This window comes from Burkholderia paludis, from assembly GCF_000732615.1.
Lineage (GTDB): Bacteria > Pseudomonadota > Gammaproteobacteria > Burkholderiales > Burkholderiaceae > Burkholderia > Burkholderia paludis.
This window is the reverse complement of record NZ_JPGL01000008.1, coordinates 235,180-255,592: the sequence shown is the minus strand read 5'-3', so window position 1 is coordinate 255,592 and position 20,413 is coordinate 235,180. Positions and strand designations below refer to the sequence as shown.

The 20,413-nt window shown below is 66.4% G+C and carries 18 protein-coding genes and 2 pseudogenes; 3 read left to right on the top strand and 17 right to left on the bottom strand.

Annotated elements, in window-relative coordinates; genetic code table 11:
• A pseudogene (locus GQ56_RS0106130) lies at positions 1-191 on the bottom strand (electron transfer flavoprotein subunit beta/FixA family protein); the annotation flags it as partial.
• A gap of 19 nt (positions 192-210) precedes the next feature.
• Positions 211-1,383, bottom strand: coding sequence for an acyl-CoA dehydrogenase family protein (locus tag GQ56_RS0106125; RefSeq protein WP_031397804.1), 1,173 nt, complete (start codon positions 1,381-1,383; stop codon positions 211-213).
• A 112-nt stretch (positions 1,384-1,495) separates the two neighbouring features.
• Here GQ56_RS0106125 and GQ56_RS0106120 point away from each other — a divergent pair, with 112 nt between their 5' ends.
• Positions 1,496-2,425 carry a LysR family transcriptional regulator gene (locus GQ56_RS0106120; RefSeq protein WP_031397803.1) on the top strand — a complete coding sequence of 310 codons (930 nt, stop codon included), beginning with the start codon at positions 1,496-1,498 and terminating at the stop codon, positions 2,423-2,425.
• A 55-nt stretch (positions 2,426-2,480) separates the two neighbouring features.
• Here the strand turns inward: GQ56_RS0106120 and GQ56_RS0106115 are convergent, their stop codons facing one another.
• From GQ56_RS0106115 to GQ56_RS0106075, 9 genes are all read right to left on the bottom strand, one after another.
• Complete coding sequence (locus GQ56_RS0106115; RefSeq protein WP_031397802.1) at positions 2,481-3,974, bottom strand: class I adenylate-forming enzyme family protein; 1,494 nt, start codon at positions 3,972-3,974, stop codon at positions 2,481-2,483.
• A gap of 51 nt (positions 3,975-4,025) precedes the next feature.
• Positions 4,026-4,712: a nitroreductase family protein gene (locus GQ56_RS0106110; RefSeq protein WP_031397801.1), complete on the bottom strand. Its 687-nt coding sequence runs from the start codon at positions 4,710-4,712 to the stop codon at positions 4,026-4,028.
• Positions 4,713-4,863: 151 nt separating this feature from the next.
• Complete coding sequence (locus GQ56_RS0106105) at positions 4,864-6,030, bottom strand: CaiB/BaiF CoA transferase family protein (RefSeq protein ID WP_031397800.1); 1,167 nt, start codon at positions 6,028-6,030, stop codon at positions 4,864-4,866.
• 2 nt (positions 6,031-6,032) lie between these two features.
• Positions 6,033-7,271, bottom strand: coding sequence for a CaiB/BaiF CoA transferase family protein (locus tag GQ56_RS0106100; RefSeq protein WP_031397799.1), 1,239 nt, complete (start codon positions 7,269-7,271; stop codon positions 6,033-6,035).
• A gap of 131 nt (positions 7,272-7,402) precedes the next feature.
• Complete coding sequence (locus tag GQ56_RS0106095) at positions 7,403-8,569, bottom strand: acyl-CoA dehydrogenase family protein (RefSeq protein ID WP_031397798.1); 1,167 nt, start codon at positions 8,567-8,569, stop codon at positions 7,403-7,405.
• A 25-nt stretch (positions 8,570-8,594) separates the two neighbouring features.
• Entirely contained in the window at positions 8,595-9,056 is a 462-nt protein-coding gene (locus GQ56_RS0106090; protein ID WP_031397797.1) for a MaoC family dehydratase, read from the bottom strand.
• A 31-nt stretch (positions 9,057-9,087) separates the two neighbouring features.
• Positions 9,088-9,975 carry an HpcH/HpaI aldolase/citrate lyase family protein gene (locus GQ56_RS0106085; RefSeq protein ID WP_031397796.1) on the bottom strand — a complete coding sequence of 296 codons (888 nt, stop codon included), beginning with the start codon at positions 9,973-9,975 and terminating at the stop codon, positions 9,088-9,090.
• A gap of 211 nt (positions 9,976-10,186) precedes the next feature.
• The gene (locus GQ56_RS0106080) at positions 10,187-10,804 is read right to left on the bottom strand and encodes a TetR/AcrR family transcriptional regulator (RefSeq protein ID WP_031397795.1); all 618 of its coding nucleotides are present in this window, start codon (positions 10,802-10,804) and stop codon (positions 10,187-10,189) included.
• A gap of 167 nt (positions 10,805-10,971) precedes the next feature.
• Positions 10,972-11,886, bottom strand: coding sequence for an alpha/beta hydrolase (locus GQ56_RS0106075; protein WP_031397794.1), 915 nt, complete (start codon positions 11,884-11,886; stop codon positions 10,972-10,974).
• A gap of 379 nt (positions 11,887-12,265) precedes the next feature.
• Here GQ56_RS0106075 and GQ56_RS0106070 point away from each other — a divergent pair, with 379 nt between their 5' ends.
• Positions 12,266-13,420: an NADH-dependent flavin oxidoreductase gene (locus tag GQ56_RS0106070; RefSeq protein WP_031397793.1), complete on the top strand. Its 1,155-nt coding sequence runs from the start codon at positions 12,266-12,268 to the stop codon at positions 13,418-13,420.
• Between the two features lie 62 nt (positions 13,421-13,482).
• Here GQ56_RS0106070 and GQ56_RS0106065 read toward each other — a convergent pair whose 3' ends face one another.
• The 4 genes from GQ56_RS0106065 to GQ56_RS0106050 form a co-directional block, all read right to left on the bottom strand.
• On the bottom strand, positions 13,483-14,217 hold the full coding sequence (locus tag GQ56_RS0106065) for an SDR family oxidoreductase (protein ID WP_031397792.1): 735 nt from the start codon (positions 14,215-14,217) through the stop codon (positions 13,483-13,485).
• 12 nt (positions 14,218-14,229) lie between these two features.
• Positions 14,230-14,865, bottom strand: a complete 636-nt coding sequence (locus GQ56_RS0106060) for an SDR family oxidoreductase (protein WP_031397791.1) — start codon at positions 14,863-14,865, stop codon at positions 14,230-14,232.
• 97 nt (positions 14,866-14,962) lie between these two features.
• Positions 14,963-15,736 carry an SDR family NAD(P)-dependent oxidoreductase gene (locus GQ56_RS0106055; protein ID WP_031397790.1) on the bottom strand — a complete coding sequence of 258 codons (774 nt, stop codon included), beginning with the start codon at positions 15,734-15,736 and terminating at the stop codon, positions 14,963-14,965.
• Positions 15,737-15,818: 82 nt separating this feature from the next.
• Positions 15,819-16,754 (bottom strand): alpha/beta hydrolase, encoded by a 936-nt coding sequence (locus tag GQ56_RS0106050; protein WP_031397789.1) that lies wholly within the window; start codon positions 16,752-16,754, stop codon positions 15,819-15,821.
• 329 nt (positions 16,755-17,083) lie between these two features.
• Here GQ56_RS0106050 and GQ56_RS0106045 point away from each other — a divergent pair.
• A pseudogene (locus GQ56_RS0106045) lies at positions 17,084-17,908 on the top strand (PDR/VanB family oxidoreductase); the annotation flags it as partial.
• Positions 17,909-18,046: 138 nt separating this feature from the next.
• Here the strand turns inward: GQ56_RS0106045 and GQ56_RS0106040 are convergent.
• A complete protein-coding gene (locus GQ56_RS0106040) occupies positions 18,047-19,228 on the bottom strand; it encodes a porin (RefSeq protein ID WP_031397787.1) in 1,182 nt (393 codons plus the stop codon).
• Between the two features lie 450 nt (positions 19,229-19,678).
• A complete protein-coding gene (locus GQ56_RS46420) occupies positions 19,679-19,993 on the bottom strand; it encodes a hypothetical protein (protein WP_235212640.1) in 315 nt (104 codons plus the stop codon).
• Positions 19,994-20,413: the final 420 nt, after the last annotated feature.

Genomic DNA, 20,413 nt, shown 5'->3' with positions numbered 1-20,413 from the left:
CCGACCGATACCGCGATCACTTCGGTCGCGACGCCCGCTTCCTTCAGGCGCACCGCTTCTTCCACCGCGATTTCGTCGAACGGGTTCATCGACATCTTCACGTTCGCGAGGTCGACACCGGATTGATCGGACTTCACGCCGACCTTCACGTTCGCGTCGACCACGCGCTTGACGGGTACGAGAATCTTCATGAAAGACATCCTTCGGGAATCAGTAGGAACGGGGCAGTTGCAGCACGTGCTCGGCCACGTGCCCCAGAATCATGTTGGTGGAAATCGGCGCGACCTGGTACAGGCGCGTCTCGCGGAATTTGCGCTCGACGTCGTATTCGCATGCGAAGCCGAAGCCGCCGTGGGTCTGCAGGCACGCGTTCGCCGCTTCCCAGCTCGCCTTCGCGGCCAGGTACTTGGCCATGTTGGCCTCGACGCCCGCGTTCTGGCGCGCGTCGATCTTTTCGCACGCACGCCAGCGCATCAGGTTCGCGGCTTCCAGCTCGATGAACGATTCGGCCAGCGGGAACTGGATCCCCTGGTTCTGCCCGATCGGGCGGCCGAACACCTTGCGCTCGACCGCGTAGTCGCGCGCCTTCTCCAGGAACCAGTAACCGTCGCCGATGCACTCGGCGGCGATCAGCGTGCGCTCGGCGTTCAGGCCGTCGAAGATCACCTTCAAGCCCTTGCCCTCGGTGCCGAGCAGCGCGTCTTCCGGCAGTTCGAGGTTGTCGAAGAATAGTTCGTTGGTCTCGTGATTGACCATGTTGAGGATCGGGCGCACGGTGAGGCCGTTGCCGATCGCCTTGTCCAGCTCGACGATGAAGCACGACAGCCCGTCGCTCTTCTTCTGCACCTGGTCGAGCGGCGTGGTGCGCGCGAGCAGGATCAGCAGGTCGCTATGCTGCACGCGCGAGATCCAGACTTTCTGGCCGTTGATGACCCAGCGGCCGTCCTTCTTCACGGCGGTGGTCTTCAGCTTGGTGGTATCGCTGCCGGTGGTGGGCTCGGTCACGCCCATCGACTGCACGCGCAGCTCGCCCGATGCGATGCGCGGCAGGTAGCGCCGTTTCTGCGCGTCGGTGCCGCTGAACACGATCGTGTTCATCACGTACATCTGGCCGTGGCACGCGCCCGAATTGCCGCCGGAACGGTTGATCTCTTCCATGATGACCGACGCTTCCGCCATCGACAGGCCGGGACCGTCGTATTCCTGCGGAATCAGCGCGGCCAGCCAGCCGGCCTGCGTGAGCGCGGTGACGAACGCCTCGGGATAACCGCGCTCCTCGTCGATCTTGCGGTGGTACTCGGCGGGGAACTGGCTGCACAGGCCGCGCACGGCGTCGCGGATTGCCTGGTACTGGTCGGGGGCGGAAAAAATGGAGGCGCTCATGAATCCTGTCTCGTCATTGGCATCGGTTAGGCCCATAATAAGTTTTGATGGATTCGTTAAAAAATAGAATTTTTTGATCGATGTATCAGTTTTCGGTATCGAGGACCCTGCGATGGATCTCAAGCAACTGCGCGCCTTCGTCACCGTGGCCGAAACCGGCAACGTCACGCGCGCGTCGAGCCTGCTGAATCTCGTGCAGCCGGCGGTGTCGCGCCAGTTGCGCCTGCTCGAGGAAGACATGGGGACCGAGCTGTTCGAGCGCGGCCGTCACGGGATGCAACTCACACCGTCGGGCAAGACGATGCTCGAATACGCGCGACGCATCCTCAACGAGGTGGCGCGCGCCAAGGCCGAGATTCAGCCCACCGACGGGCCGGTCGCCGGCATCGTGAGCATCGGCCTGCTGGCCAGCACGTCGGATCTGCTGGCCACGCGGCTGGCGAGCGAGGTCGCTCGGCGTTACCCGCACATCCGCCTGCGGCTCACGATCGGCTACGCGGGTCATCTGCAGGACTGGCTCGAAGCCGGGGACGTGGACGCCGCGCTGCTGTACGGGCAGAAGGAAACGCCCGCGCTGCACGTCAAGGCGTTGATCGAGGAAAGCCTGTGGGCGGTGGCCGCGCCGTCGGCCGGGCTGTCGCGCAAGCGGCCGCTCGCGCTGTCGCGCGTCGCGAGCGAGCCGTTCATCCTGCCGTCCGCACCGCAGGGCCTGCGCGCGGCGATCGAGCATGCGGCGGCCGAGGCGGACGTGACGCTGCGGGTCGTCACCGAAACCAATGCGCTGAGCGTGCAGAAGGATCTGGTCGCGCAAGGCCACGGCTGGACGATCCTGCCGGCCGTCGGCGTCACGCGGGAAGTCGAGCAGGGCACGCTGTGCGCGGCGCCGCTCGCGGCCCCGGGCATCAAGCGCACGATCGTGCTGGCGGCGCCCAGCAGCCGGCAGGCCACGGCGCCGGTGCGCTGCGTGGTCGGCGTGCTGCTCGACTGCGTGAAAACCACGTTCGACGACGGGTGCTGGCCCGACGCGCGCTGGCTGGGCTAGGGCCCCGCGCAAGCCCGTTATCGGCGCGAACGCGCCCTGGGGAGACGGGTACGGGCTAGAGCCGTTCCAGCAATTGCCGCCGCATCAGCTTGCCGTTGCTGTTGAACGGCAGCGTGTCGACGGGGATGATGCGTGCAGGATGCTTGTACGGCGCGAGTTGTTCGCGCAAGTACCGGCGCAACGCGATTTCGTCAGGCGGATGCGCGGCATCGAGCTCGACGAATGCGATGACCGCCTCGTTGCCGTCAGCCTCCTTGTGCCCGACGACGGCCGAGTTCAGGATGCCGGGGAAGCGGTTGAGCGCCTGTTCCACTTCGCCCGGATACACGTTGAACCCGGAGCGGATGATCATTTCCTTGAGGCGCCCGACGATGAACAGCGCGCCGTCTTCATGCAACTCGCCCAGGTCGCCCGATGCGTACCAGCCGCCGTCGCGCATCACGTCGGCGGTGGCCTGCGGGTCGCGGAAATAGCCGGGCATCAGGCCCGTGCCGCGCAGCCAGATCTCGCCGCGTGCGCCGGCGGGCAGCGTCCGGCCGCTGGCCGGCTCGACGATGCGCAACTCCGCGCCGGGGAACGCGTAGCCCGCGCTGGTGTCGCCGCTCGTTTCGCCGAGGCGGGTGGCGTGCAGCGAGCCCGCGTATTCCGACAGGCCGTAGCCGTGATGCAGCGGCTGCCCGAACAACGCCTCGACCTGCTGCTTGAGCGCCATGTCGAGCGGCCCGGCGCCGGCGTAGAGATAGCGCAGGCAGGGCGCGTCGGGACGGACGATGCCGTGCTCCGCGCAATACCGCAGCAACCGGGAGAACAGCATCGGCGGCCCCTGCACCTGGCTCACGCGGCGGTGCGCGAGCGCGTCGAACAGCTCCGCCGGTTCGAATTGCGGCCGCATTTCGAGTGCCGCGCCCGCGTGCAGCGATGCCAGCAGCACCGTGCCGAGGCCGAAGATGTGCGTCATCGGCGCATACGCGTAGACGCGATCGTCGGGGCCCAGCGCGCGCGATTCGGCCGATACCCGCGCGAAATGCAGCACGCCGCGGTGCGTCATCATCACGCCCTTGGGCGCGCCCGTGGTCCCGGACGTGAAGATGACGGCCGCCACGTCGCTGGCGAGCGGTTCCGGTTCGACCCGCGCCGCGAGCACGGCGCTGCGCGCGAGGCCGTTCACGCATGACGGGCGGCCGCCGTGCCGCGCCGCATGCGCGGCCGCCGCCGGCGACACGCCCGACGTGAAATACAGCACGCGCGCATCGGCCTTGCCCGCGAACGCGTCGACTTCGCCAGGCGCCATGCGCGCATTGACGCCGCACGACCACGCGCCGACGCGGCTGCACGCGATCAGCAGCGCCGCATGTTCGGCGCAGTTCTCGGCCACTACCAGCACGCGGTCGCCGCGGCGCACGCCGTCATCCCGCAGCTCGCGTTCGAGCGCATCGGCCAATGCGCCGACGTCCGCGTAGCTCAGGCTGCGATCGGGGAGATGGATGAACGGGCGCCCGGGGGCCTCGGACAGCCATCGATCCAGCAGTTCGTGAATGCGTGCGGTCATGCGCGATTCTCCTCGTCCCTTGCTGCGATACGCGTGCGACGGCCGGCCGGCTCAGGCGAAGCGCACGAGGTCGTCCACGTCGGCGCGCGTGGTGCGGAACCGGTTGACCGGATGCGCGTCTTCCGCGTAGCCGAACGAGATGCCGCAGATCATCTGCTGCGTATCGGGAATGCCGAAATACTCGCGCACGAACCGGGCATGGCGCGCCAGCGCGCCCTGCGGCGTGGTGGCCACGCCGTGCGCATAGGCCGCGATCAGGAACGACGACACGAAGCCGCCCGCGTCGACGAGCGCATACGGGCCCAGCTCCGCGGGCACCGTGACGATCGCCACGTGCGGCGCGTCGAACAGTCGGAAGTTGCGGAATGCCTGCTCGGCGCTGCGCTCGGTGTCCTTCGGGCCGATGCCCAGCGCCGAATACAGCGCAATGCCCGCGCCGCGTCGCCGTTCGCGGTAAATGCCTTCATAGCTCGGCGGGAAGGGCAGGTCCGATTCGTTGTCCGGATGCGCGTCGACCCGCTGGATCAGCGCCTGCCGAAAGCGTTCGGTGCTCTCGGGCGTTTCGGTGATGACCAGTTGCCACGGCTGCACGTTGCACCATGAGGCCGAGCGGCCCGCCATGCCGACGATGCCGCGGATCAGTTCGGTATCCAGCGCCTGATGTCGATAGGCGCGGCATGTCGAGCGGCCGCTCGTCAGGCGATCGAGCGCCGCGAGTTCGGGGGAGAGCGATGTCATGTCGGTTGCGTCCTTGCCAGTTGCACGGCCCGCGCGCTTCGGGAGCGCGACGGGCGCGAGCGGAAAACCATCGCGGGGAACACACCGGCGAGTGCGCCGACGGCCGCCGTGCGGCGCGCGCGACGCGATCGCCGGCCATGTGCGCCGCCGGTCAGATGAATGTGCCCTGAGCGCGCAAGGCGTCGATGCGCGCGTCGGGCAGCCAGTCCTGCAGCGCGGCGATCGCGTTGTCGGTCGTCGGCGGCGCAGGCGGTTCGGGGTGTGCCGCGGGCGTGCGCGAAAACCGCGGGCCGGGCGCCGGATGCGTGACGCCGTCCAGGTCGATGAACGTACCGCGCGCCTTCACGTGCGGATGGTCGGGCGCTTCGTCGAAGTCGAGCACGGGCGCCACGCACACGTCGAGATGGCCGAGCCGTTGCGCCCACTCGTCGCGCGTGCGTTCCCTGAATTTCGCGGCGAGGATCTGCTTGGCGTCGGGCCATTGCGCGCGGTCCATCTGCGCCTGCAGCCGCGGATGGTCCTGCAACCCGAGCTGTTCGAGCAGCAGCCGGTAGAACTTGCCCTCGATGGGGCCGACGCTGACGTACTTGCCGTCGGCGCACGCGTACACCTCGTAGAACGGCGCGCCGGTGTCGAGCAGGTTCGTGCCGCGCGCCTTGTCGAGCATGCCGGCGGCATGCAGGCCCATCGTCACCGTCATGATCGAGGCCACGCCGTCGACCATCGCGGCGTCCACCACCTGGCCCTGCCCGGAACCGCGCGCTTCGAGGATGCCCGCGAGCAGCCCGAAGGCCAGGTACAGCGAGCCGCCCGCATAGTCGCCCAGCACGTTGAGCGGCGGCGTCGGCGCCTGCCCGGCGCGGCCCATCGCATGCAGCGCGCCGGTGATCGAAATGTAGTTCAGGTCGTGCCCGGCCACCTGCGACAGCGGGCCGTCCTGCCCCCAGCCGGTCACGCGGCCGTAGACGAGGCGCGGGTTGCGCGCCAGGCACGGTTCGGGGCCGAGGCCGAGGCGCTCCATCACGCCGGGACGAAAGCCCTCGATCAGGCCGTCGGCCCGGTCGATCAGCTCGAGCACCAGCTCGACGGCGGCGGGATCCTTCAGGTCGACGCGCACGGACTTGCGATTGCGCAGGCCCAGGTCGAATTCGACGGGGCGCGGCGCGCCGAGCCCCGAAGGCTCCTTGCGGTCCACGCGGATGACGGTCGCGCCCAGGTCGGCCAGGAACATCGCGGCCAGCGGCCCGGGGCCGATGCCCGCGATCTCGACGATCCGGATGCCCGCGAGCGGGCCGCGACGGGGTGGCACGGCGGTCATGGTCAGATCACTCCCTGTTCGCGCAGTTGCCGCAGGCGATCGTCGGACAGCTTGAGCAGCCCCCGGTAGATCTCGTCGTTGGCGGCGCCGAGTTCCTGCGCCGGCTGGTCGAACTGCACGGGCGTCTGCGACAGCCTGATCGGCAGGCCCATGCCCATCGCGTCGACGTCGGCCAGCCCCGGGTGCTCCAGCTTGACCACGGCGCCGCGCGCCTGCAGCACCGGGTCCTTCAGCACGTCGAGCGGCGAGCGCACGGGCGCGGCCGGCACGCCGCGCCTGACCTGCAGCTCGGCGATGACTTCCTCGGTGCTGTGGCGGCTCGTCCACGCCTCGATGATCGCGTTGATCTCGGCCGCATGCTTCATGCGCGGGCCGCGCGTCGCGTAGCGCGGGTCGGTGACGATCTCCGGCCGGCCCACGGCTTCCATCAGGTTCTGGAACCAGTCTGGCTGAAACGCCACCATCGCCACGTGACCGTCGCGCGTGCCGTAGACGCCGAACGGCACCAGCCGGTCCTGGAAATTGCCCGAGCGCTTCGAGTAGCCGTGCTTCAGGAACACGTCGAAATGCTCCTCGGCCACCAGCGACGACAGGCAGTCGAGCATCGACACCTGCACCGACTGGCCCACGCCGGTGCGGCCACGGTGAATCAGCGCGGCGAGGATGCCGTTGACGGCGTACAGCGGCGTGATCAGGTCGGCGATCGGCAGGCCCGAGCGGGTCGGCGGACCGTCGGCGAAACCGGTCACGTCCATGATCCCCGACAGCGCCTGGACGATGATGTCCATGCCCTTCAGGTTCTTGTACGGGCTCGGTTCGCCGAACGCCTTGATCGATGCGTAGACGATCCGCGGATTGACCTCGCGCACGCTCTCGTAATCCACGCCCAGCCGCGCCGTCACGCCCTCGCTGGCGTTTTCGATGACGACGTCGGATTCCTTGACCAGCGCCATGAACAGCGCCTTGCCCTGTTCCGATTTCAGGTCGAGCGTGATGCTTTTCTTGTTGCGCGCGCGGTTGAGGATGGTCAGCGACACCTCGTCGTCGCCCTTGACGCCGAAGTGGACGCCGTCCTTGCCGACATAGGGAGGATTGTTGCGTGCGATGTCGCCGCCGCCCGGCGATTCGACGCGGATGACTTCGGCGCCCATGCCACCCAGCAGCAGCGATCCGTACGGGCCGGCCAGGGCCACGGTCAGATCGAGCACTCGGATACCTTCCAACGGTCTTGCAGCTGACATGCTTGTCTCCTGAAACTGGTCCGCGGCCGGTGCGCGCCCCGGATGCGCCGGGCGCGGCCCGCAGACAGTTCTTCGTGCCTGTTCGATGCCGGCGTTTCCCGAACCGGGAAAACCCCGGCGGATCACCGGGTTCAATAAGACTTCGGCAACCCGAGCTTGCGCTCGGCAATGTTCGACAGAATGAGTTGCGGAGTGACAGGGGCAATGTAGCCGATCCACGCCTCGCGCATGAACCGCTCGACGTGATACTCCTTCGCATAGCCGAAGCCGCCGTGCGTGAGGATCGACGTCTGGCACGCATTCATGCACGCCTCGGACGCCAGCAGCTTCGCCGCGTTCGCCTCCGAGCCGCACGGCTGCCCCCGGTCGTACAGGTCGGCCGCCGCGAAGATCATGTGGTTCGCCGCTTCCAGCTCCGCCCAGTTGCGCGCGAGCGGATGCTGCACGCCCTGGTTTTGCCCGATCGGGCGGCCGAACACGACGCGCTCCTTCGCATATTGCGTCGCCAGGTTGAGCACCGCGCGGCCGATGCCGACCTGCTCGACGGCCACCAGCACGCGCTCGGCGTTCATCCCGTGGAAGATGTAGCTCAGCCCCTTGCCTTCCTCGCCGATCAGCTCGTCCTTCGACACCGGCAGGTCGTCGATGAACAGCTCGTTGGTATCGACCGCCGCGCGGCCGAGCTTGTCGATCTCGCGGATGTCGACATACCTGCGGTCGAGCTTCGTGTAGAACAGGCTCAGCCCCTCGCTGTGCTTCTTCACTTCCTCGATCGGCGTGGTGCGCGCGAGGATCAGCATGTGATCGGCCACCTGCGCGGTCGAGATGAAGACCTTCTTGCCCGAGATCAGGTAATTGCCGTCGGGCTGCTTCTTCGCGACGACTTTCAGCTTCGTGGTGTCGAGGCCCGTATCCGGCTCGGTCACCGCGAAACAGGCCTTGTGCTCGCCGCGTGCGAACGGCGGCAGCCACGCCTTCTTCTGCGCGTCCGTGCCGAAATGCACGACCGGCTGCAGCCCGAAGATGTTCATGTGGATGGTCGACGCCGCCGCCTGGCCACCGCATTCGGCGACCGTGCGCATGAACAGCGCCGCTTCCGTCACGCCGAGGTTCGCGCCGCCGACGTCTTCCGGCATGCAGATGCCGAGCCAGCCGCCGCTCGCGACGGCCGTGAAGAACTCGTGCGGGAATTCGTGGTTCTTGTCCTTGTTGCGCCAGTATTCGAGCGGAAAGTCCGCGCAGATTTTCTGCGCCGCATCGACGATCGCGACCTGGTCGGGGCTCAGTTGGTAGTCCATGTCCGGTTCTCCTGCGGAAACGAGGTCAAGCCTGGCCGGCGGGGCGCAGCATCATCAGGCCCGTGCGCACGGCCGTGCACACGATCTCGTCGCGCTGGTTCCGCGCCACGTGCTTGAAGGTGACGATGCCCGAGTCGGTGCGGCTTTTCGACAGGCGCGCCTCGACGATCTCGGTCTCGACGCGGATCGTGTCGCCGTGGAAGGTCGGCTTCGGGAACGCGATCTCGCCGAAGCCCAGATTGCCGAGCGTCGTGCCGAGCGTGGTCTCGTACACGGTGATGCCGGCCACCAGCGCGAGCAGGAACATGCTGTTCACGAGGCGCTGGCCGTACATCGTGTTCTTGCTGTATTCGGCGTCGATGTGCAGCGGCGCGCAGTTGTAGGTCATCGCCGAGAACAGCACGTTGTCGGTCTCGGTCACCGTGCGGCGGATCGCATGCTCGATCACCATGCCGGGCTTGAATTCTTCGAAGTAAAGGCCTGCCATTTTTTGTCTCCTGACGTATTCGGGTGCGGAATCAGCGGTTGAACGACTGCGCGAGCGCGATGATTTCGCGTGCCGTTTTCGCGTGGGCGATGTCGATGTGCTCGCCGTCATAAATGCACGATGCGCGGCCTTCCGCCTGGGCCTTGTCGAGCGCGTCGATCATGCCCTGGTAGAACGCGACTTCTTCTTCGGTGGGGCTGTAGGTGCGGTTGACGATCTCGACGTTCGACGGATGCAGCACCAGCTCGCCGCTCATGCCGAGCTGGCGGTCGTTCGCCGACGAGACCTTGAGCCCGTCGAGGTCGTGCACCTGCTGCCACACGCCGCCGATCGGCAGCTTGCCGGCGGCGCGCGCGGCCATCACGATGCGCGACTTCAGGAACTGCGTTTCGCGGCCTTCGAGCGACCAGACGGTCTTGAGCGCGCGCGCCACGTCGGCGTTCTTCGCGGTCGCGCCGACGATCGCCGGCACCCGGTCGTGCTGCGCGATTTCATACGCGAGCTGCAGCGAGCGGGCGGTTTCCAGCAGCGGAATCACCTTGGTATGGCCGACTTCGACGCCGGCGCGGTACTCGGCTTCGGCCAGCATCGACACCACGGTGTGGATGTCTTCCGGCCCGCACGGCTTCGAGATCACGATGCCCTCGACCACCGGGTTCACGATGGCCAGGATGTCGTCGAAGTCGTACAGGTGCGCGCTGCGGTTGATGCGCACCCAGACGCGCTGTTTCTGCTCGGCCAGCCACGCCAGCTTGGAGCGGACGATCTCGCGCGCCTCGACTTTCTGCGCCGGCGGCACGCTGTCCTCGAGATCGAGGATCAGCGCATCGGCGCCGGACTGAATGGACTTCTCGATCCAGGTCGGCTTGTTGCCCGGAACGAAAAGGAAGGAACGGATCGGTTTCATCTGCGTCGTCATGACTGTCTCGGCGTGTTGATGGGGGCAGCGGATGCATGCGTCAGGCTTTACCTAACAACTGGTAGTTAGTTTGATGCGCAAACGCCGGGATCGTCATTGGGGTTTATACCGAGATGCTGACGCTGTGGTGCTTCGGCGCGCACGCCGGTCCCTGGTTCGAAGGCGGCGCACGGCGCACGGCGCTTGCGGGTTGCGGGGAAGCGCGCGGCAATCAGCGCGACGCCGGTCCCGCACCGGAGAAGAACATGGTGCAAAGCTGGTCGGCGATCCGCTCCAGCGAGCCCTTTTGCGGGTTGAACCACGACTGTATCGAGTTGATGCTGCCCAGGATGTGGATGCGCGCGAGGTGAATGTCCACGTCGTCGCGGAGTCGGCCTTCGGCACGCAGGTCTTCCAGCAATCCGTTCCAGAGCGTCTGGTGACGCTCGCGCCGCACGACCTGCCGATCGCGAATCGTGTCGGGCAGCTGGCCAAGCAGCCTGCCGTGGGCGACCGCGAAATCCCCGTGCATGACGAGGCCGCGCATCTGGCCGAGTACCGCCGCGCGGAACCGCTGTTCGGCGGTGGCGCCTGCGCCGAGTGCATCCAGTTGCGCGTTCAGGTGATGGACGATGTGCAAGGCGCCTTGCTCCATCACCGCTTCGACGAGTTCTTCCTTCGACGAGAAGTGGTAGTAGATGCTCGCGGCCTCGATGCCGGCCTGATCGGCGATGTTGCGCATGGTCGTGGCCGAATAGCCTTGCATGCCGAACGTGCGGGCGGCAAGACGGATCAGCAATTCGCGCGTCTCGCACGTGCCGGCGGAATTCGATTTCGATCGTTTGGCCATACCCTGGTTGCCTGCGCATGATGAATCATGCCGACATACTAACAGTAGTTAGGTTTGTGCCAGGGTGGTCGGGATGCGCGAACGGATCGCCGTGCGAAGGGGGCGATCCGTTCGTTGTCCGTGCGGTCGGCGCGGTGCGCGGTTGTGCGCACCGGCCGCGTCCCGCGTTACAGCGTGCCCTTGAAGAACGGCGCGAGCACGGAAACCGCCTCGTCGACGTATTGCGGGATGTCGTACAGCGACATGTGGTTGGCGCCTTCGACCACATGGAAACGCTTGTCGGCGCTGGCCGCGCGGGCGAACAGGTCGTCGCTCATCCACTTGCTGCCCGCGACGCTGCCGGCCACGATCTGCAGCGGCTGCGTGAGGAACGCTTCGGCCTTGTTATACGCGTCGTACGTGATGATCTGGTTGAGGCTGCGGGCGGTCATGAAGCCGGGCGCGTTCGGGTGTTCGCAGCGCGGCGTATGGTAGTACTCCCATGCTTCTTCCAGTTCCTTGTTCGGCGCGTCCTCCTTGCGCATCGGCGCGAGAGGCAGCGTGGCCAGCTGCGCGCCCGACGCATCGCTGGTGCGTGCCTGCGAACCGTGCGCGATGTACGGGATCGCATCGGCATCCTTCACGTTGTTTTCCCAGCCGTTGCGGAACATCGAACCGATGTTGACCGCGCTGACCGTGCCGAGCGCCTTGATGCGACGGTCGTTGATGGCCGCGTTGGCCGCGTAGCCGCCGCCCGCGCAGATCCCCATCGCGCCGATCCGCTCGGCGTCGACGTACGGCAGCGTGGTCAGGTAGTCGACCACCGCGCTGACGTCCTCGGTGCGGATATACGGGTTCTCGAGCTGGCGCGGCTCGCCGGTGCTTTCGCCTTGGTACGACGCGTCGAACGCGATCGCGACCAGACCGTTCTCGGCCAGCTTCTTCGCATACAGGCCGGCCGTCTGTTCCTTCACGCCGCCGCCCGGATGCGCGACGACGACGGCCGGGTACTTCGCGTTCGAATCGAAACCGGCGGGAACGTGGATCACGGCGGCAATCGTGACGCCCTGGCCGTTCAGGTTCTTGAAGTTGACTTTCTGCATGATGGGTAACTCCGGTGGTGGGTGGCAACGAGGTGATGTGATGTCATGGTAGGCAAGAAATTGATGCAGATATATGGGCTAAAACAGACTTCAGTGTTAAGCCTGTCTTTACATGCGCCGGGAGAGCCCGCTTCGCCGCGATACGTTGCCCCGGGTGGCGATTGTTAAGTCTGGCATACGACTGATGTCAGATTTGCGCGCTTGAGTAATGCCAATCGGCCCCTACGATAGGAAGGTCCGCCGCACCGCCGGCCCGGGCCGCGTTTCGCGAGCCCGGCGTCGGCGAGGCGAGCGCCACATCACCGCGGCGTCGAGCCGCACGTTCCACTCCATGCCGCACCGTGATCGTACTGCGTGCGGCAGCCCATCAGGAATTCCCATGACCCAGGCATTTCAGACGCTGTTCCAGCCATTCACGTTTCCCAACGGCGTCACGTTCCGCAACCGCGTGCTGATGGCGCCGATGACCACCTGGTCGTCGAATCCCGACGGCACGGTGTCCGATCAGGAACTCGCGTATTACCGCCGCCGCGCGAACGGCGTCGGCGCGGTGCTGACCGGCTGCACGCACGTGACGGAAAGCGGCATCGGCTTCACCGACGAATTCGCGGCGCACGACGATCGTTACGTGCCGAGCCTTCGCAAGCTGGCGGACGCCGCGAAAAGCGGCGGGGCGCCCGCGATCCTTCAGATCTTTCACGCGGGCAACAAGGCGGTGCCGGCGCTCGTGCCGGACGGCGTGCTCGTCAGCGCGAGCGCGATGAAGGCGCCGCCCGGGCCGTTCAACAGCGGCGAGCTCGAGAGCCGCGCGCTGACCCACGACGAAATCGGCGAGATGATCCGCGCGTTCGGCGAAACCACGCGACGTGCGATCGAAGCCGGTTTCGACGGCGTCGAACTGCACGGCGCGCACGGCTTCCTGATCCAGAATTTCTTCTCGCCGCGCTTCAATCAGCGCACGGATGCATGGGGCGGATCGCTCGAGAACCGGATGCGCTTCCCGCTTGCGCTGGTGGCTGAACTCAAGCGCGTGATCGCGCTGCACGCGGATCGTCCATTCGTGCTCGGCTACCGGATCTCGCCGGAAGAACCCGATGCGGACGGGCTGCGCATCGACGATGCGCTGACGCTGGTCGATCGCCTGATCGTCGCGGGCATCGACTATATCCACGTGTCGCTGGTGGACCTGCTGAATGCGAAACCGCTCGATGCAAGCGACGAGCGCCGCACGATCGAGCGCGTCGCCGACATCGTGCAGGGCCGCGTGCCGCTGATGGCGGCCGGCACGATCCGGACGCCCACTGAGGCGGAAGCCGCGCTTGCGCTGGGCGTGTCGGTGGTGGCGGTGGGCAAGGGGCTCGTGATGAACCCCGGCTGGGTCGAGCATGCGCGGCGAGGCGACGCTGCCGCGATCAATACGCAGCTGAATCCGTCCGATGTGCCGCAGCTCGGGATTCCCGACAAGCTGTGGGGTGTCATCGACGCGACGACCGGCTGGTTCCCGGTGCAGCGCGACGTGCGATCGGCCGCCTGACGCAGCGATGCCGCCGGCGGGGCAACCCGGCGGCGGCATCGGTCGCGGCGCGGCCGCGGCGCCTACAGCGTGAGCTGCAGGCTAGGGCGGATCTCGAGTTCATTGACGAGCACGCCCGGCGGTTGCGCGAAGCTGTACACCAGCGCGCGGGCGACGTCATCGGGCAGCAATGCACCGATCGCGTCGCGACGCTCGCGCATCGCTTCGGCCGGGACGTTGTGCCCCCATTCGGTATGCACGGCGCCCGGATAGATCAGTGACACGCGGATGCCGTCGCCGGCCAGTTCCTGCCGCAGGCCTTCGCAAAAACCGCCGACCGCGAACTTGGTCGCGCAGTACACGGCCCAGTTCGGTGCCCCCGTCTTGCCGCCGACGCTGGACACGGTAGAAATCATCGCGCCCGCGCGGCCCTTCATCAACGGAATGGCCGCGTGCGTGCAATGCAGCATGCCGTACAGGTTGGCGTCGATTTGCGTACGCCATTCATCGGGCCGGCTGTGTTCGAACGCGCCGGCGATGCCCATGCCGGCGTTGTTGAACAACAGATCGAGCCCGCCGAAGTGCGCGCGCACCGTGTCGAACAGCGCGGCGACCTCGGCGGCGTCGGAGACGTCTGCCGCCACCGCAAGCGCCGCATCGCCGAGTTCGGCAGCGAGCGAGTCGATCCGCTCCTTCCGGCGCGCGGTCAGCACGACCTTCATGCCTTCGGCCGCCAGCAGGCGCGCGGCGGCTTCGCCGATGCCGCTCGACGCGCCGGTAATCACGGCGATCCTGCCGCTCAGGTTCTGCAACGTCATCCGTGTCATCCCTTACATGAAGTACGGCTTGTCGCCGTCGCTGCCGGGCCGGTTGACGCCGAGGTTCTCGCCCACGTGCAATTCGGGCGAAGCGACGATCCGCACGATCAGGTCGCCCACGCTCTTGCGCGACACCACGGTGCCCTTGAACGGTTCGTTCCTGCCCGTGAGTTCGTAGTCGACTTCATCCTCGTCCGTCAGCCAGGCCGGGCGCAGGATCGTGTACTGCAGGCCGGACGCCTCGATCGCATCGGCCGAGCGGCGGTAGGGCTTGAGGTCTTCGCCGATGATCGCGTTGTTCCAGTCGCCGAACTTGCCGGGCACTTCGTCGTAGATGCCGAGCGACAGCACGAAGACGAGGCGCTTGACGCCCGCCGCCTGCATCGCCGCGATCACGCCCGCCGCCTGCGTGTCGAGGTTCGCGCCGGCAAGGTTCGCGTAGACGATGTCCTGCCCTTGCACCGCGTTCAGCAGCAGCGTCCGGTCGAGCACGTCGCCGGTCACGACCCGCGCGTTCGACGGCGTATCGCCGAGATTTTTGGGGTTGCGCACGAGCAAGGTCTGACTGATGTTCCTGTCGGCCGCGAGTGCGTCGATCACCCAGCGGGCGATCTGGCCGTTTGCGCCCAGAATGAGAACGTGCTTCACGAGATGACTCCTTTTACGATGATTGCGATGCGTCGGCCGGCATGCGGGCCGGCGCGCACGCGGCGCGCCCGATCTCCCGCCACGCCGGCCGGGCCCGTCATGCGCCGATGTAGGCGCCGTTGTCCACCACCAGCACGCGGCCGGTTACGGCCCGGCTCAGGTCGCTGGCGAAATAGAGGATCGCGTTGGCCTGGTCGGCCGGCTGCGTGAAGGGCAGATCCTGGTTCGCATACTTGCCCGCGTATTCGACCATCGTCGTGCCGCCGGGCAGTTCGCCGGCCGCCCACGCCTGGGCCATCGGCGTGTCGGTATTGCCGGGCGCCACCGCGTTGCAGCGGATGCCGGTGCCCGAGAAGCGCACGGCGATGTTGGTCGTCATCGTGTTCACGGCGCCCTTGGTCGACGTGTAGGCCACGCCGCCGACCGGCAACGAGCCGTTGATCGACGTGACGTTCACGATCACCCCTTCGTTGCGCGGCAGATAGTGCTGGATCGCTTCGCGGCAGAAGCGGAACACGCCCGCGAAGTTGACCTGTACGACCTGGTCGAAGTGCTCGTCCGAGCATTCCTCGATGGAAACCATGTCGCCGTAACCGGCGTTGTTGACCAGGATGTCGACCTGGCCGAAGGCTTCGATGGCCTGCGCGAAGACCGTCTTCGGCGCGCCCGGGTCGGCCGAGTCGGCCGGCACGCCGATGGCCTTGCCGCCGGCCGCGACGATGCCGTTCACGGCCGCGTCGAGGTCGGCCTGCTTGCGCGCGGTCAGCACGACGTTGGCGCCTTCCTGCGCGAACAGTTGCGCGGTAGCGAGGCCGATGCCCTTGCTGGCGCCGGTGATGATGGCGGTCTTTCCGGAAAGCAGTGATTTCATGGAAAATTATTCTGGATGACTAATGGAAAACGGGCGTGAGCCATGCCCGTCCGGTGAGTGGCGTCGCGGCTGGCCGTGATGCCTAGAGGGTTTCCTTGAAGAACGGCACGACCTGCTTCATCGCGATGCCGACGGGTTCGGGTTTGTCGTACAGGTCGTAGTGCGACCAGCCTTCGGCCACGACGATCCGCTTGTCCTTCGATGCCGCGCGGCCGTAGATCTCCAGGCCGTCGCGATACGCGCCGAAGCCGCCCGGCTTGTCGCCGATCACGACCAGCAGCGGCTGGGTCAGCAGCACTTCGGCGTTCAGGAACGCATCCCAGCCCATCGCGGCGCTGCTGAACGACATCAGCTGGCTCGTGGCGCCGTTGGGCTGCTGGCCGCGTGCGGTCTTGTAGTACTCGGTGGCTTCGAGCACGTCGATGTCGGTGATGCCGGCCTGCTTGCCGGCGGCCACGGACTCGGGCAGCAGGTTGGCGACGTGGCGCTCTCCGCCCTGTGCCTCCGCGGTACGCATCGCGGCCATGTTCTCGAGGAACTCGACCGGCTTGAAGTTGGCGAAGCCTTCACGGATCAGTCGGCCGTAGTTCACGCCGGTGATCGACACCAGCGCCTTGATGCGGTGATCCGTGATGCCCGCATGCACGGTGTAGGCGCCGCCGCCGCACACGCCGATCGCGCCGATACGGCCCGCGTCGACATACGGCAGCGACTGCAGGTAGTCGACCGCGAAGCGGATGTCGGACACGCGGATCGACGGATCTTCGATGAAACGCGGCAGGCCGCCACTGGCACCCTGGAAGCTCGCGTCATGCACCAGCACGACGAAGCCTGCCTCGGCCAGCCCCTTCGCGTAGATGTTGCCGGCGGTCTGCTCCTTGCAACTGCCGATCGGGTGCGTGCTGACGATGGCCGGATACTGCTTGCCCTCGTCGAAACCCGGCGGGAAATAGAGATCGGCGGCCGTGTCCCAGCCGAGGTTCGGGTAGGTGACGGTCTTGATCGGGGTTGTAGTCATGAGTGGCTCCGGTGTGGCGGGGGACGGCACGATTCGCGTCCTCGCAAGGACTCGCTTCGACGCGCGTCGGGAAGACTGTGCGAGCACGGATACGGCCGGGGTAGCGCATGGCGGCACGTCGTACAGCGACACGAAGTTCGCCCCAGCACACGTCGTGCATCGGTTGGCATGGCTGGCTGCATGAGACTGCAGGTCGTCGCTCGATCGGCGAGGCGTGCTGTCAGGTTCAAATGGTAGGAACCGAATCCACCATCGACAAGTGCCGCCCGGCTACTACACATGTAAGCCTGGCTTGACAATGCACCGACTGGCTTGTCCTCCTGGAAGGTGATGCCCTGACGCGCCAGTATTCGGTGTGCAACGCACCTGACGAAAATCATCGCTACAGGATTGCCGTCCTGCGCGACCCGAAATCGCGCGGCGGATCGGCCGGCATGCACGATCGCGTGAACGCCGGCGACACGCTGACGATCGGCACGCCGAGGAATCACTTCGTGCTCGCGCACGACGCGACGCACAGCCTGCTTCTGGCAGGCGGCATCGGCGTGACGCCGATTCTCTGCATGGCGGAGCGGCTGGCGCGCATCGATGCGCCGTTCGACATGCACTACTGCACGCGCTCACGCTCGCGCACGGCCTTTCTCGATCACATCGCACACGCGCCCTATGCCGGCCGCGTGCAGGTTCATTTCGACGACGAAGGCGAAAACCAGCGCTTCGATATCGCGGCACGGCTCGCTGTTCCCGAGCCCGGTACGCATCTGTACGTATGTGGCCCGAAGGGGTTCATGGACGCGGTGCTGACCACCGCGCGCGCGAGCGGGTGGCCGGAAGTGCAACTGCATTACGAGTTATTCGCGGCAGACGCGCGGCAGACGGATCAGGACGGCCGGTTCGAAGTCGAGATCGCCAGCTCGGGCAGGGTGATCGTCGTCGAGAAGAACGAATCGGTCGTGCGGGCACTGGCGAAGGCCGGCATCGCGATCGAGACGTCGTGCGAGCAGGGCGTATGCGGCACGTGCGCGACCCGGGTGCTCGCGGGAGAGCCCGAGCATTTCGATTTCTGCCTGACGCCCGACGAACGCGCGGCGAACGACCAGTTCCTGCCGTGCTGTTCGCGCTCGAAATCCGCGCGGCTGGTTCTGGATCTGTAACGAGCGTGCGTCGACGGCCGGTTCCGGCTCGTCGCAGCAGAGGCAAAACTTAGTGCGCCGCACGAGCTCGCCGGGACGTCAGCGGTGGATTCGTGCGGCGCGGTACATCGGCGCGACGACCGGAATCGCCGCGATGCGTCAGAACTTGTGTCGCATCGCGATGCGAAGCGCGACCTGATGATTCGACGTCGACGGCGTCAACTGGTTGATCGACGCGACCGCGCTGCGGCCGGTCGAATCGGTTCCGCTTGCACGCTGATACGTGCCGACGAAGTAGACGTCCGTGCGCTTCGACAGAAAGTAGTCGGCGCCGACCGACGCCTGGTTGTAGTGGGCGCCCCCGGTCGCATCGGCGCCGCTGTTCTTCGTATAGACATAGTTCGCGCCGACGATCAACGCCGGTGTGATCTGGTACTTCACGTTCAGCTCCGCGTTGTTGAATGTCGCGGTGCCGCTGATCCCGCCGGCGGGCACGGGGCCCGACGTGGTATCGCCGAGATGACGGAACTGCGTATTCGAATACGTCGCGCCCAACGTCAGCGAACCGATCGTATAGGCCGCGCCCGTGCCGATCACCTGCAGCGTCTGCGCCGACGCATACCCCGAAATCACGGGCGACGCGCCGAAGTTCGAGCCGGGCACTTCGTTGACCGTCGCGGCGACGGTTCCGCCCGATCCGTAGAACGACGTGTTCGGGTTCCGGACGTTGAGGTAGCCCGCGCCCAGCGAAAGCGGGCCGTTCGCGTAGCTGGCGCCGGCCGACCAGATCTGGTTGCGTCCGGTGCGGCCGGGCACGCCGCCCAGCGAATAAAGCGCGGTCGCGGTCACCCCGTGAAATACCGGGCTGGTGTACTTGATCGCGTTGTTGACACGGTTGGTATTGTTGAAGTTGTCGTTGTCGGACGGATGGGCGGCGAGATAGCCGCCCCACTGATCTCCCGCCTCTAGCAGGCCGACCGAGTCGACGACGGAATCGTATTGACGCCCGAGCGTGACGACGCCGTACGGGCCGGACAGCCCGACATAGACCTGCCGGCCGAATTCGAGACCGCCCTGGCCGAGCTTGCCGGTATTGACGTCGAAGCCGTTTTCCATCACGGCGACCGCACCGTAGCCGCCGCCGATATCCTCCTTCACGCGCAAGCCCCAGCGGCTGCCGTTCAGCACGCCGCTCGCGAGGCTGTAGAGGGGATGGCCCGATGCGTTGCTGACGTAGTTGACGCCTTCGTCGAGGATCCCGTACAACTGCACGCTGCTCTGCGCATGTGCCGCACCGCAGACGCATCCTGCCGCCGCGCAAAGCGCGATCGTCTTTCTCATTGAAAGTCTCCAAATTTCTTCTGAATTTACGTGTCGTGACGTCGCAATCAGTGGTCGATTGAATGATTTGGATGACTAATTTATTGAGGGCGATGGATGTCATTCTCCAGCACCCCGTTCGATCGTCTCATCCGAAACTTCAACGTCCCGCCGCAGCAACGTTCGGTGATTAGATGCGTGGCCGATATCACCGTCAATCAAGCGGGCGATCCGATTCCGTGCAGTGAAACTGGTGTGGCGCGAGGTCCTTCGATCCGCGTAGAGACCCTTAAGGGTAAAGCCGCGGCGTGCGGGCGCGATCGCATTCTGTCGCGATCGTGCGGCGTTGCGGGTGACAGGTCGTCGACGATGTGGGGGAGGTCGATCGCCGGCGGCGATCGTAGTCGCAGGCGGATGCATGCACCCGATCGATCATGGGGGTGCGATCAGGCAGGATGAACGAAACCGCCGCTACTTCACGAGGCGAATCCTTCGTCCGGATTCGGTGGATGCAGACGGCGTATCGATGCGCGCGGTGCCGCCGCCCTCGACGTTTTCCTTTGCGATCCGCATCGCCTGATCGAACTGCGTGCCGGTGGCGACGTGACGATGATCGACGCTGACCAGCCATCCGCGCCCGCTGTGGCACCAGCGTATCCGCCGTTCGTCGAGCAACGCGGCGAACCATCGCCACAGCGCGGCGTCTTCCGCATTGGCGCTCTCGCGTGCCGCGGCGCGTTCGACCATCATGCTCGATAAGTAGTTCTCGGTTCGTCGCTTCTGCATTGTCTGAGCCTCGCAACGAGCCAGGCTGGCCCGTCGATTCCGGCATCGCATCGAACCGGTCGCCGACGAGGCCGCCATTGACCACGCGTTCGACCGGAACCCGACCGTGCCGTAGCATCAACAGTGTCGGTCCGGTTATCGCGGCGTCAATAGCGCCCGCCCGATGATTCCGTACTTCGGAAGTCGCATCGGGAATGTGGAATCGGTCCTGCCGGACAGGTCATGCGTCGCGGACGAAAAGGCCCGATGCCGGCGTTCCGACGTACGGAACAACCGCCGGCCGCGGATTGACGGGCCCATGGTGCGCCTCACAGGATGAATGCCGATGACCGTCGCATCGTCCTGCGACCGGGCCCGGTTCCGGAAATCACGCCCCTCCGGAGCTCCCGTCGATGCGCCGCCGCCGCAAGCGCGACGCAC

What these genes read in the sequence shown, in the direction of transcription:
- GQ56_RS0106100 (WP_031397799.1), bottom strand. Translation starts at nt 7,271, where the DNA reads ATGTCAGCTGCAAGACCGTTGGAAGGTATCCGAGTGCTCGATCTGACC.
- GQ56_RS0106065 (WP_031397792.1), bottom strand. Translation starts at nt 14,217, where the DNA reads ATGACGTTGCAGAACCTGAGCGGCAGGATCGCCGTGATTACCGGCGCG.
- GQ56_RS0106055 (WP_031397790.1), bottom strand. Translation starts at nt 15,736, where the DNA reads ATGAAATCACTGCTTTCCGGAAAGACCGCCATCATCACCGGCGCCAGC.
- GQ56_RS0106070 (WP_031397793.1), top strand. Translation starts at nt 12,266, where the DNA reads ATGACCCAGGCATTTCAGACGCTGTTCCAGCCATTCACGTTTCCCAAC.
- GQ56_RS0106090 (WP_031397797.1), bottom strand. Translation starts at nt 9,056, where the DNA reads ATGGCAGGCCTTTACTTCGAAGAATTCAAGCCCGGCATGGTGATCGAG.
- GQ56_RS0106075 (WP_031397794.1), bottom strand. Translation starts at nt 11,886, where the DNA reads ATGCAGAAAGTCAACTTCAAGAACCTGAACGGCCAGGGCGTCACGATT.
- GQ56_RS0106115 (WP_031397802.1), bottom strand. Translation starts at nt 3,974, where the DNA reads ATGACCGCACGCATTCACGAACTGCTGGATCGATGGCTGTCCGAGGCC.
- GQ56_RS46420 (WP_235212640.1), bottom strand. Translation starts at nt 19,993, where the DNA reads ATGCAGAAGCGACGAACCGAGAACTACTTATCGAGCATGATGGTCGAA.
- GQ56_RS0106120 (WP_031397803.1), top strand. Translation starts at nt 1,496, where the DNA reads ATGGATCTCAAGCAACTGCGCGCCTTCGTCACCGTGGCCGAAACCGGC.
- GQ56_RS0106085 (WP_031397796.1), bottom strand. Translation starts at nt 9,975, where the DNA reads ATGACGACGCAGATGAAACCGATCCGTTCCTTCCTTTTCGTTCCGGGC.
- GQ56_RS0106125 (WP_031397804.1), bottom strand. Translation starts at nt 1,383, where the DNA reads ATGAGCGCCTCCATTTTTTCCGCCCCCGACCAGTACCAGGCAATCCGC.
- GQ56_RS0106040 (WP_031397787.1), bottom strand. Translation starts at nt 19,228, where the DNA reads ATGAGAAAGACGATCGCGCTTTGCGCGGCGGCAGGATGCGTCTGCGGT.
- GQ56_RS0106110 (WP_031397801.1), bottom strand. Translation starts at nt 4,712, where the DNA reads ATGACATCGCTCTCCCCCGAACTCGCGGCGCTCGATCGCCTGACGAGC.
- GQ56_RS0106105 (WP_031397800.1), bottom strand. Translation starts at nt 6,030, where the DNA reads ATGACCGCCGTGCCACCCCGTCGCGGCCCGCTCGCGGGCATCCGGATC.
- GQ56_RS0106050 (WP_031397789.1), bottom strand. Translation starts at nt 16,754, where the DNA reads ATGACTACAACCCCGATCAAGACCGTCACCTACCCGAACCTCGGCTGG.
- GQ56_RS0106095 (WP_031397798.1), bottom strand. Translation starts at nt 8,569, where the DNA reads ATGGACTACCAACTGAGCCCCGACCAGGTCGCGATCGTCGATGCGGCG.
- GQ56_RS0106080 (WP_031397795.1), bottom strand. Translation starts at nt 10,804, where the DNA reads ATGGCCAAACGATCGAAATCGAATTCCGCCGGCACGTGCGAGACGCGC.